The 13,202-nt window shown below is 75.7% G+C and carries 1 protein-coding gene; it reads left to right on the forward strand.

Going from position 1 to position 13,202, the window contains the following annotated elements:
* The first annotated feature begins 30 nt into the window (after positions 1-30).
* On the forward strand, positions 31-13,062 hold the full coding sequence (locus DER29_RS04930; protein ID WP_121396241.1) for a type I polyketide synthase: 13,032 nt from the start codon (positions 31-33) through the stop codon (positions 13,060-13,062).
* Positions 13,063-13,202 lie beyond the last annotated feature (140 nt).

Below are 13,202 nucleotides of genomic sequence, written 5' to 3' on the forward strand. Positions count from 1 at the left end.
AACTCCTGTCCGACAAGAGGTTGTTGAACCATGCCGCGTACCGATCTGCTCCGCCCCCTGCCCGAACTGCTCCGGACAAACGCCGAACGGTCCGGCACCCGGATCGCGTACGCCGACCCACGGCGGAGCGTGACCCACGCGGAGCTGGCGGAACGGACAGCGCGGCTCGCCGGCCACCTCGCTGATCTCGGCGTGTGGCCGGCGGACCGCGTCGTCGTCCTGCTCGACGGCGTCGCGGCGGTGGAGGGCGTCCTCGCGGTCGTCCGGGCCGGCGGCATCGCCGTGCCGCTGGACCCGGCCCTGGACGACGCCGAGCTGGCCCGGCTGGTCGAGGACGCGGGCGCCGACGCGGTGATCACCGACGCGGCCAACGCGGCGCGGGTGGCCGTGTCGGTCCTCGTCGTCGACGGCGCGTACGACGGCGAGGCGCACTCGTTCGAGGAGCTGGCGACGACCGACCCGTCGTCGCCGCCCCAGGACGAGGCCGGCCTCGACGACCTGGCGTTCCTCACCTACACCGCGGGGACGACCGGTCCCCGCAAGGGTGTGCTGTCCACGCAGCGCAACGCGCTGTGGCCCGCCGCCGCGGCGGCGTACGTGGCCGGACTCGGCTGCACCGCGGACGACCGGGTGCTGTGGATGCTGCCCGTGCACGCCTGGTTCGGGCAGCTGCTCGCCGCCACCGCGGCGGGGGCGTCGGTACGGCTCGCGGGCGGCCTCTCCCCCGACGAGCTGCGGGCCGCGTTCGCCGCGCAGGGCAGCACCGTGCTGGTGGGCACCGGCCCGACGCACCGGGCCCTGCTGGACGCGCCGGGCCCGGCCCCGGAGGGCGTACGGATCGCGCTGGCCCTCGGCCCGGTGGACGCGACGCTGCGCCAGCCCTTCGAGGCGGCGTTCGCCGCTCCGCTGCTCACCGGCTACGTGACCACCGAGACGTCCGGCCTGATCGCGGTGAGCTGGCCGGACGGCGACGCCGAACGGCGCTGCCTGCCCCTGCCGGGGTCGAGCCTGCGGGTGGTCGATCCCGCATCGGGTGCCGACCTGGGCCCCGGCCAGGAGGGTGAGGTCTGGGTCAGCGGCCCGAACGTGATGGCCGGCGGCTACCACGACCGGGCCGCCGAGACGGCCGAGGCGCTGCGCGGGGGCTGGTACCGCACGGGCGACCTGGCCCGCCGCGACGACTCCGGGCACCTCGCGATCACCGGCCGGCTGGCCGACGTGGCCGAGGTCGGCGGCGAGCGGGTCCGGCTGGACCGCACCGACACCGTGCTGCGGACCGTGCCCGGGGTGCGCGACGCGGCGACCCGGGCCTCCTCGGACGGGCCGGTCGCGTACGTGGCCGGGTCCGACGTGGACGCTGACCGCCTGCTGGCGACGTGCCGCACGGAACTGTCCGCCGCGGCCGTGCCGGTCGAGACGTACCTGGTGCGGGAGATCCCGCGCACCGCCATGGGCAGCCCCGCGCGCCACCGGCTGTCCGAGCTGCCCGGCCGCCTGCTCCGCGTGGCCGCGTCGCGGCACGACGCGCTGCACGCGCTCCACTGGGAGCCGGCGCCGACCGCCGATCACCCGGAGCAGGACGGCACGGACGCCGCCGCGACCCGGCTGACCTGGTCGGTGGCGGGCCCGCCCGAACTCACCGCCGGCCTCGCCGGCGACGGACCCGCCGTCGACACCTACGCCGACCCCGCCGCGCTGGCCGAGCTGCTGACCCGGGTGCTCGACGAGGACCGGCCGGCGGATTCCCGACTGGTCGTGCTGACCCGTGGCGCCGTCCACGGCGACGACGCCACGGATCCCCGGCGGGCCATCGCGTGGGCGGTGGCGCGGGCCCACCAGCTGCGCCACCCCGACCGGCTCGTCCTGGTGGACGCCGACGAGGTCAGCACGGACGTGCTGCGCGCCGCCGTGGCCTCCGGCGAGGACGTGCTCGCCGTACGCGCGGGCGAACTGCTCCTGCCGAGGTACGCGGCCGTCCCCACCCGGGCCGGCGGCGCACCGCAGCGGGGCACGGTCGCGCTCGTCGCCCGCTCGTACGACGCGGCGCTCGCCCGCCACCTCGTGGCGGCCCACGACGTCCGCGACCTGGTCCTGGTGGGACCGGACGACGTTCCCGCCGACGCGGCGGCCGAACTGGCGGCGTACGGCGCCGAGGCGTCCGTGCACCCGGGCGTGCCGTTCGACCGGGAGGCGCTGGCGGCCGTGCTCGGCGACCGACCGCTCACCGCCGTCATGGCGGTGGACCTCACGACCGAGGAACTGCTGGCGCTGCACGAGGCGACGCCCGCGCACGCCGCCGCCGCGCTCGTGCTGCTCACCGGCGGCCAGGACGCCGCCGCCACCGCCGTCGCCGACGCGCTGGTGCGGCACCGCCGCGCGCGCGACCTGCCCGGCGTCTCCGTGACCTGGGCCGCTCCCGGATTCGCCGAACTGCCCGTGGCGCGACGCACCGCCCTGCTCGACGCCGCGCTGGCCGCGGGCGAGCCCTGCGTGGTCGCCGCGCGTCCCGTGGCGCCCGCCGAGGTCGACCCCGAGGGCACCCGGGCCGCCCTCACCGAGCGGCTGCTGGCCGTGCCGGAGCCCGACCGCCTCGGCCTGCTGCGCGACGTCGTACGGGCCGCCACGCGCGAGGTCCTGCGCGACCAGGCGCCCGCCACGATCGAGGGCGAGACGCCGTTCCGCCAGCTCGGCTTCGATTCCCTCACCGCCGTACAGCTGCGGGGCCGGCTCTGCGCCACGACCGGCCTGAACCTGCCGGCGAGCCTGGTCTTCGACTACCCGACCCCCGACATCGTCGCCGGCCACCTGCTGGACGCCCTGGGCCTCGGCGCGGCCGAGCCGGAAGCGACCGTCGCCGAGACCCACGACGACGACGAACCCATCGCGATCGTCGGCATGGCCTGCCGCTATCCCGGCGGCGTCACCTCCCCCGACGACCTCTGGCGGATCGTCGAGGGCGGGGTGGACGCCATCGGCGAGTTCCCCACCAACCGCGGCTGGGACCTCGCCGCGCTCTTCGCGGGCGACGGGCCGGGCACGTGCAGCGCGACCGCCGGCGGGTTCCTGTACGACGCCGACGAGTTCGACGCGGAGTTCTTCGGCATCAGCCCCCGCGAGGCGCTGGCGATGGACCCGCAGCAGCGGGTGCTCATGGAGACCGCGTGGGAGGCGCTGGAGCACGCCGGCATCCCGCCGAACTCGCTGCGCGGCAGCGACACCGCCGTCTTCACGGGCCTGCACGTGCAGGACTACGGCCGGGCCGGGCACAGCGAGGAGGACGGGGTCGACGGCTTCCTCATCACCGGCACCCACGGCAGCGTGGCGTCCGGCCGGATCGCGTACGCCCTGGGCCTGGAGGGCCAGGCGATGACCGTCGACACCGCCTGCTCGGCGTCGCTGGTCGCCCTGCACCTGGCCGTCCGGGCGCTGCGCTCCGGCGAGTGCGCGATGGCCCTGGCGGGCGGGGTGACGGTGATGTCCGGCACGGACACCTTCACCGAGTTCTCCCGGCAGAACGGCCTCTCCCCCGACGGGCGGTGCAAGGCGTTCTCCGACGACGCCGACGGCACCGGCTGGGGCGAGGGCGCCGGCGTACTGGTGGTCGAGCGGCTCTCCGACGCCCGCCGCAACGGCCACCGCGTGCTCGCGGTGGTACGCGGCTCCGCCGTCAACCAGGACGGCGCCTCCAACGGCCTCACCGCCCCCAACGGCCCCTCGCAGCAGCGGGTCATCCGGGCCGCCCTGGCCAACGCCGGCCTCACCGCCGACGAGGTCGACGCCGTCGAGGCACACGGCACCGGCACCACCCTCGGCGACCCCATCGAGGCCCAGGCCATCCTCGCCACCTACGGCCAGGACCGCGAACGCCCCCTCTGGCTCGGCTCACTCAAGTCCAACATCGGGCACACGCAGGCCGCCGCCGGCGTCGGCGGCGTCATCAAGATGATCCTCGCCCTGCGCAACGGGCTGCTGCCGCGCACCCTGCACGTCTCGGAGCCGAGCCGCAAGGTGGACTGGTCGGCCGGGGCGGTGTCGCTGCTGACCGAGCCGGTCGCCTGGCCCGCCGGCGACCGCCCGCGCCGCGCCGCCGTCTCGTCCTTCGGCATGAGCGGCACGAACGCCCACGTGATCATCGAGGAGCCGCCCGCCGCCGATCCGGAGGCCGCCGCCACCCCGGACGCCACCGCCCCCGACGCCGCCGCCACCTCGGACGCCGCGCCGTCGGTGGTGCCGTGGCTGCTGTCGGCGCGCTCCGAGCAGGCGCTGCGGGAGCAGGCCCACCGCCTGCACGAGCACCTGACCGCCCGCCCCGACCTGGCGGTCGCCGACGTCGGCCGTTCCCTCGCCACCACCCGGGTCGCCTTCGGTCACCGGGCCGCCGTCACCGGCGCCACCCGGCAGGACATGCTCGACGGCCTCGCCGCCCTCGCCATCGGCGGGAGCGCGCCCGACGTGCTGACCGGCACGGCCGGCTCCGGCGGGCTGGCGTTCCTGTTCACCGGTACGGGCGCCCAGTACCTCGGCATGGGCACCGAACTCGCCGCCGCGTACCCCGTCTTCGCGAACGCGTTCGACGAGGCCTGCGCCGAGCTGGACCGGCACCTGGACCGGCCGGTACGCGAGATCATCCGCAGCGACGACCTGCACCGGTTCGCGTACACGCAGCCCGCCCTGTTCGCCTTCGAGGTCGCCCTCCACCGGCTCGTCGAGTCGTGGGGCATCCGCCCCGACTTCGTGGCCGGACACTCCCTCGGCGAGCTCTCCGCCGCGTACGTCGCCGGGGTCTGGTCGCTCGCCGACGCCGCGAAGCTCGTCGCCGCGCGCGCCACCCTCATGGCGGCCCTGCCCCTGGGCGGCGCGATGGTCGCCGTGCAGGCCACCGAGGAGCAGGTCACCGGCTACCTGAGCGACCAGGTCGGCATCGCCGCCATCAACACCCCCACCGACCTGGTCATCTCCGGCGACGAGGCCGCGACGCTCGCCGCCGCCGAGCAGCTCGCCGCGCTCGGCCACAAGACCAAGCGGCTGCCGATCCCGCTGGGCGCGCACTCCCACCTGATGGACCCGATGCTCGACGCCTACCGCGCCGTCGCCGAGTCCATCACCCACCACGAACCCCGCATCGGCCTGATCTCCACCGTCGACGGACGACCCCTGCGCTCCACCCCCGAGCACTGGGTCGACCAGGTCCGCCGTGCCGTCCGCTTCCGCGACGCCGTCCAGCGGCTCACCACCGAGCACCACGTCGACACCTTCCTGGAGATCGGCCCCGACACCGTCCTGGCCACCACCACCGGCGACGCCACCGGCATCGCCACCATGCGCCGGGGACACCCCGAGACCCACACCCTCGCCAGGGCCGTCGGCCACCTCTTCACCACCGGCACCGCCCCCGACGCCGACCGCTACTTCACCGGCGCCCGGACCGTCGAGCTGCCGACGTACCCGTTCCAGCGGAGGTCGTACTGGCTGCGGCCCTCGGGCGGCGGCGACGTGGCCGCGGCGGGCCTCACCGCGGCGCGGCACCCGCTGCTCGGCGCGGTGCTGGGCGTCGTCGACACCGACCGGCTCGTGCTCACGGGACGGCTCTCCCTGCGCGAGCAGCCCTGGCTCACCGACCACGCCGTCCTCGACACCGTCCTGCTGCCCGGTACGGCGTTCCTGGAACTGGCCGCGCACGCCGCCGAGCACACCGGCAGCGGCACCATCGAGGAACTCACCCTCCAGGCCCCGCTGACGCTGACCGAGCAGCAGCGGGTCAACATCCAGGTGTGGGTCGGCCGACCCGACGAGCAGGGCCGCCGCGAGTTCGGCGTGTACTCCCAGCCGGCCGGGCACACGCCGGGCGCGGAGTGGACGAGCCACGCGTCGGGCATGCTGGCCGAGGCGCCGACGCCGGCCCCGGCCGTGGAGGAGTGGCCGCCGCCCGGCGCGGAGCCCGTCGACATCGGCGACTTCTACGGCTGGCTGCTGGCGCGTGGCTTCTGCTACGGCCCCGCCTTCCAGGGCGTGCAGGAGGTGTGGCGGCGCGGCGACGAACTGTTCTCCCGGGCCACCCTGCGCGCCGAGGACGAGCCGGCCGCCGTGCGCTACGGCGTGCACCCGGCACTGCTCGACGCCGCCATGCACCCGCTCGTGCTGCACGTCGACGACGGCGGGGACCCGGCGGGCCGGGCGTGGCTGCCGTTCTCCTGGCGCGGGGTGCGGGTGCACCGCCGGGGGGCCTCGGCGGTGCGGGTCCGGCTGACCCCGGCCGGCGAGAACACCCTGCGGGTGAGCACCACCGACGACGAGGGCAACCCGGTGCTCAGCGCCGACGCGGTCGCGGTGCGCCCCGTCACGACGAGCGGACTGACCGGCGTGACCGGCCCCAGCGCGGCCCTCTACCACACGGAATGGGTGCCGGTGACCGCCCCGACGGGCACCGGCACGCCCGACGTCGAGGTGTTCCGCGTCGAGGCGGGCGGCACCGCCGACGCCGTACGGCGGTCCCTGTACCTCACCCTGGCGAGGGTCCAGGAGGCGGCGGCCGGCACCGGGCGGCTGGCCGTGGTCACCCGCCGCGGGGATCTCGCGGGGGCCTCCGCCTGGGGTCTGGTCCGCTCCGCCCAGACCGAGCACCCGGACCGCTTCGTCCTCGTCGAGACCGACGGCAGCGACAAGTCGGAGCGCGCCCTCGCCGCCGCGATCGCCACCGGGGAGCCGCAGCTCGCCGTCCGCGACGGGGCGCTGACCGTGCCGCGGCTCGCGCGGCACACCTCCGCCGCCCCCGAGGGCGGGCTCTTCGACCCGGCCGGCACGGTCCTGATCACCGGTGGTACCGGTACGCTCGGCGCCGCGCTCGCCCGCCACCTGGTCACCCGGCACGGCGCGGAACACCTGCTCCTCGTCTCGCGGCGCGGCGCGGACGCGCCCGGCGCCGCCGAGCTGACCGAGGAGCTGGCCGCCCTCGGCGCCACCACGGTCGACGTCGTCGCGTGCGACACCGCCGACCGCGAGGCGCTGGCCACGCTGCTCGCCGGGCTCGCCCGGCCGCTGGCGGGCGTCGTCCACACCGCGGGCGTGCTCGACGACGGCATCCTGGAGTCGCTCACGCCCGAACGCCTGGACGCCGTCCTGCGGCCCAAGATGGACGCCGCACTCAACCTGCACGAGCTGGCCGGCGACGTGGAGCTGTTCGTGCTCTACTCCTCGGTCGCGAGCGTCATCGGTACCGCCGGGCAGGCGAACTACGCGGCGGCGAACGCGTTCCTCGACGGCCTGGCCGCACAGCGGCGGGCCGAGGGCCGCTCGGCTACCTCGCTGTCCTGGGGCCTGTGGGCGCAGGCCAGCGCCATGACCGGCCAGCTCGGCGAGACCGACCTGGCCCGCATCGCGCGCGGCGGTCTCCTGCCGCACAGCGTCGAGGAAGGGCACGCGCTGTTCGACGCCGCGTGCCGCTCGGACGAGGCGCACCTGGTGCCCGTCACCATCGACGTCGCCGCGGTGCGCGCCGCGACGCACGCCGCGCCGCCGCTGCACGGCCTGGCCCGGGTGCCGCGCCGGCGGCAGGCCGCGACCCGGCCGGGCGCCACCGCGCTGGCCCGCGAGCTGGCCGGGCGCAGCGAACAGGAGCAGCGCGGGCTGCTGCTCGACATCGTGCGTACGCAGGTGGCCACCGTCCTCGCCCAGCCGGACGTGGACTCGGTCTCCGTGGCCGAACCGTTCCGTCAGCTCGGCTTCGACTCGCTGATGGCCGTCGAGTTGCGCAACCGACTCAACACCGCGACGGGGCTGCGCCTGCCCGCGACGTTGACCTTCGACTACCCCACCCCGGAGGTCCTCGTCGAGTACCTGCGCGGCGAGCTGGGCGGCCGCGAGGACGAGCCGCAGCCCGCCGTGGCGGCGGTCGCCGCCCGTCCCACCGACGAGCCCATCGCGATCGTCGGCATGGCCTGCCGCTACCCCGGTGGCGTCACCTCGCCGGACGAGCTGTGGCGGATGCTGGTCGACGGCCGCGAGGGCATCACCGGCTTCCCGACCGACCGTGGCTGGCAGCTGGACACCCTGTTCGACCCCGACCCGGACACCCCCGGCACCAGCTACGTCGACCGGGGCGGATTCCTGCTCGACGCGGCCGGGTTCGACGCGGAGTTCTTCGGCATCAGCCCCCGCGAGGCGCTGGCGATGGACCCGCAGCAGCGGGTGTTCCTGGAAACCTGCTCGGCGGCGCTGGAGAACGCCGGCCTGCGACCGGACACGCTGCGCGGCTCACCCACCGGTGTCTTCGCCGGTCTCATGACGCACGACTACGCCGCCCGGTCGGGCGCCGTACCCGACGAGGTCGAAGGGTTCTGGGGCACCGGAACCGCCGGCAGCGTCGCCTCGGGCCGGGTGGCGTACACGTTCGGGCTGGAAGGGCCGGCGGTCACCGTCGACACCGCCTGCTCGTCGTCGCTGGTCGCCCTGCATCTCGCCGTGCAGGCGCTGCGCTCCGGCGAGTGCTCCCTCGCGCTCACCGGCGGCGTGACCGTCATGTCCACGCCCAGCCTGTACGTCGAGTTCTCCAAGCAGCGGGGCCTCGCCCGCGACGGCCGGTGCAAGTCGTTCGCCGCCGCGGCCGACGGCACCGGCTGGGCGGAGGGCGTCGGCGTACTGGTGGTCGAGCGGCTCTCCGACGCCCGCCGCAACGGCCACCGCGTGCTCGCGGTGGTACGCGGTTCCGCCGTCAACCAGGACGGCGCCTCCAACGGCCTCACCGCTCCCAACGGCCCCTCGCAGCAGCGGGTCATCCGCGCCGCGCTCGCCAACGCCGGCCTCACCCCCGACCAGGTCGACGCCGTCGAGGCACACGGCACCGGCACCACCCTCGGCGACCCCATCGAGGCCCAGGCCATCCTCGCCACCTACGGCCAGGACCGCGAACGCCCCCTCTGGCTCGGCTCACTCAAGTCCAACATCGGCCACGCCCAGGCCGCCGCCGGCGTCGGCGGCGTCATCAAGATGATCCTCGCCCTGCGCAACGGGCTGCTGCCCCGCACCCTGCACGTCGACGAGCCGTCCCCGAAGGTCGACTGGTCGACGGGCTCCGTCGCGCTGCTGACCGAGCCCGCCGAGTGGCAGCCGAACGGCCACCCGCGCCGCGCCGGGGTCTCCTCGTTCGGCGTCAGCGGCACGAACGCGCACGTGATCATTGAGGAGCCGCCCGCCGAACCGGACGGCGCAGACGCCGGCACGCCGCCGCCGGCGCTGCCGTGGCTGCTGTCCGCCCGCTCGGAGCAGGCCCTGCGGGAGCAGGCCCGTCGCCTGCACGACCACCTCGCGACCCGGCCCGAACTGCCGGACGCCGACGTCGCCCGTTCCCTGGCCGCCCGGGTCCGGTTCACGCAGCGGGCCGCCGTCGTCGGGACCGACCGGCGGGAACTCCTCGACGGCCTCGCCGCACTGGCCGCCGGCCGGGAGGCCGCCAACCTGGTCACCGGCACCCCCGGGGCCGGCCGGTTGGCGTTCCTGTTCACGGGGCAGGGTGCGCAGCGGTTGGGCATGGGCGCCGAACTCGCCGCCGCCTACCCCGTCTTCGCCGCCGCGTTCGACGACGTGTGCGCCGCCCTGGACAAGCATCTCGACCGGCCCCTACGCGAGGTCATCGACACCGACGAGCTGCACCAGACCGGCTACACCCAACCCGCCCTGTTCGCCTTCGAAGTCGCCCTCTACCGACTCGTCGAATCCTGGGGCATCCGCCCCGACCACCTCGCCGGACACTCCATCGGCGAACTCACCGCCGCCCACATCGCCGGCATCCTCGACCTCACCGACGCCGCCACCCTCGTCACCGCCCGCGCCCGCCTCATGCAGAACCTCCCCACCGGCGGCGCCATGATCGCCGTACAGGCCACCGAGGACCAGGTCACCGACCACCTCACCGACACCGTCGGCATCGCCGCCGTCAACACCGCCACCGACCTCGTCCTCTCCGGCGACGAGACCGCCACCCTCAGCACCGCCGAAGCACTCGCCGCACAGGGCCACCGCACGAAACGCCTCACCGTCTCCCACGCCTTCCACTCCCACCTGATGGACCCCATGCTCGACGACTACCGCGCCGTCGCCGCGTCCGTCATCCACCGGCAACCCACCATCCCCGTCACCTCCACCCTCACCGGCCGACCCCTCACCCCCACCCCCGACCACTGGGTCGAGCAGGTCCGCCACACCGTCCGCTTCCACGACGCCATCACCACCCTCACCACCACCTGCAACGTCGACACCTTCCTCGAAATCGGCCCCGACACCGTCCTCGCCACCGCCGCCGCCACCGACGACACCACCGCCATCGCCACCATGCGCCGCGGACAACCCGAACCCGCGACCCTCGTCAGGGCCGTCGGGCGGCTCTTCACCGCCGGGACCGGCCCCGACGCCGGCGCGTACCTGGCGGGCGCCCGCGAGGTGGAGCTGCCGACGTACCCGTTCCAGCACCAGCGGTACTGGCTGGTCCCCGACGACTCCCCCGGCGACGCCGGCGGACTCGGCCTCGGGGCGGCGGACCACCCGCTGCTCGGCGCGGTGCTGGGGCTCGCCGACTCGGAGCGGAGCGTGCTCACCGGCCGGCTGTCCCTGCGCGAGCAGCCCTGGCTCGCCGACCACGCCGTCCTGGGCACCGTCCTGCTGCCGGGCGCCGCGTTCGTCGAACTCGCGCGGCGGGCCGCCGAGCACGTCGACCTCGACCTCATCGAGGAGCTGACCCTGCACGCGCCGCTGGTGCTGCCACCGGACGGCGCGGTACGGATCCAGGTGGAGGTCGGGGAACCCGACGAGGCCGGCCGTCGGCCGCTGCGGGTGCACTCCCGACGCGAGGACGCACCCGACGGCGAGCCGTGGACGCAGCACGCGAGCGGCCTGCTCGACGCCGCCGCGGAACCCGAGGCCGGCTGGGCCGGTGAGTGGCCACCCGCCGACGCCGTCCCCGCCCCGGTCGAGGACCTTTACGACCGCGTCGCCGACCTCGGCATCGACTACGGCCCCGCGTTCCGGGGACTGGTGGCGGCCTGGCGCCGCGGCGACGAACTGTTCGCGGAGGTCGCGCTCCCCGCCGACGCGCCCACGGGTCGCTTCGGACTGCACCCGGCGCTGCTGGACGCGGCCCTGCACCCGATCTCCCTGGCCACCGGGACCGACGGCCCGCTGCGCCTGCCGTTCAGCTGGCACGGCGTACGGGTGCTGACCGCCGGGGCGACGGCTCTGCGGGTGCGGATCACCCCCACCGCTGAGGACGCGTACGCCCTGGCCCTCGCCGACGGCACCGGGATGCCGGTGGCCACGGTCGAGTCCCTGGTCGCGCGCCCGGTGACGATCGAGCAGCTGCGCTCCACCGCCGGCCCGGACGGGCTGCACCGGTTGGAGTGGCTGCCGGTCCCCACGCCCGTGGCCCCCGCCGACGCGTTCGACGTGTTCCCGGTCGGCACCGGTACGGACGCCGAGGCGGTACGGGCCGCCGTGCACGACGCGCTCGCGGCGGTCCAGGAGTGGCTGCCCGGCGACCGCTCCCCGCTGGTGTTCGTGTCCCGGGGCGCGACCGACGGCACGAACCCGGCGGGGGCGGCGGTCTGGGGCCTGGTCCGCTCCGCGCAGACCGAGCACCCCGACCGCTTCGTCCTCGTCGACACCGACGACCCGGCCCTCGTCGGCGCGGCCGTCGCGACCGGGGAGCCGCAGGTGGCCGTCCGGGACGGGGTGTCGACCGTGCCGAGGCTCGCGACGTTCGCGGCCGCCTCGGACCGCCGCCTGTTCGACCCGGCGGGCACCGTGCTCGTCACCGGCGGCACCGGAGCACTGGGCGCCGCGCTGGCCCGCCACCTGGTCACCGCGCACGGTGCGCGGCACCTCGTGCTGACCTCCCGCCGGGGGCCGGCCGCGCCGGGCGCCGCGGAGCTGGCGGCCGAGCTGGAGTCGCTGGGCGCCAGGATCACGGTCGCCGCCTGCGACGCCGCGGACCGGGCCGCGCTGTCGGAACTCCTGACGTCCCTGCCCGACCTGGTCGGCGTCGTGCACGCCGCGGGCGTGCTCGACGACGGGACGATCGAGTCGCTCACGCCGGAACGGGTGGACACGGTGCTGCGGGCCAAGGTCGACGCCGCGCTCAACCTGCACGAGCTGGCCGGCGACGTCGAGCTGTTCGTGCTCTTCTCCTCGGCGACCGGGGTGCTGGGCACGGCCGGCCAGGCGAACTACGCGGCGGCGAACGCCTACCTGGACGCGCTCGCCGCGCACCGCCGGGCCGCCGGCCTCACGGCGACGTCGCTGGCCTGGGGCCTGTGGCGCAGCGGTGGCGCGATGACCGGTGGGCTGACCGAGACCGACCTCGCCCGTATCGGGCGCACCGGCGTGCTGGCGCACACCGTCGAGGAGGGGCTCGCGCTGTTCGACGCGGCCTGCCGGACCGACGAGCCGTGCCTGGTCCCGATCAGGCTGGACGTGGGCGCCCTGCGCACGAGCACGACGGCGCCGCCACCGCTGCGCTCCTTCACCCGCCCCCGGCGCACCACCCCGGCCGGCAGCGCGGTGCCGCTGTCCCGCCGGCTGGCCGGGCTCACCGAGCCGGAACAGCGCGAGGTGCTGCTGACCCTGGTACGCACGAACGTGGCCGCGGTGCTGGCCCACGAGTCGGTGGAGACCATCGCGGCGGACCAGGCGTTCAAGCAGCTGGGCTTCGACTCGCTGACGGCGGTGGAGCTGCGCAACCGGCTCAACCAGGCCACCGGCCTGCGGATGCCGGCGACGCTGACGTTCGACCACCCCACGCCCACGGCGCTCGTCGAGCACCTGATCGAGGAGTTGGGCGGCAACCAGGAGAAGCTGCGGTTGCGCACCCTGGTCGACGGCATCGCCAGGCTGGAGGCGACGCTGGACGAGCTGGAGACGGCGGACGCGGCGGAGACGGACATCGCCACCGCCCTGCAACGGCTCCTGACGAAGTGGCGCGACAAGTCCAACCCGGCGCCGGTCGAGAGCGCCGACCTCGCCTCCGTCACCGCGGACGACCTGTTCGACATCCTCGACAACGAACTGGACAAGATCTGAACCGACGGGGCGGCGCCTGCCGGCGCCGCCCCGTCCGTCAGCGCAGCTCGCCGGGTCGCGTCGAGTTGGCCCGGGGCCGCCCGGTGACCCGCCCGGAAACGAAAAAGGCCGCCCACGGCGGCCTGGAGGTGGGCGTCGGC

Origin of the sequence: Micromonospora sp. M71_S20, from assembly GCF_003664255.1 — a bacterium.
Lineage (GTDB): Bacteria > Actinomycetota > Actinomycetes > Mycobacteriales > Micromonosporaceae > Micromonospora.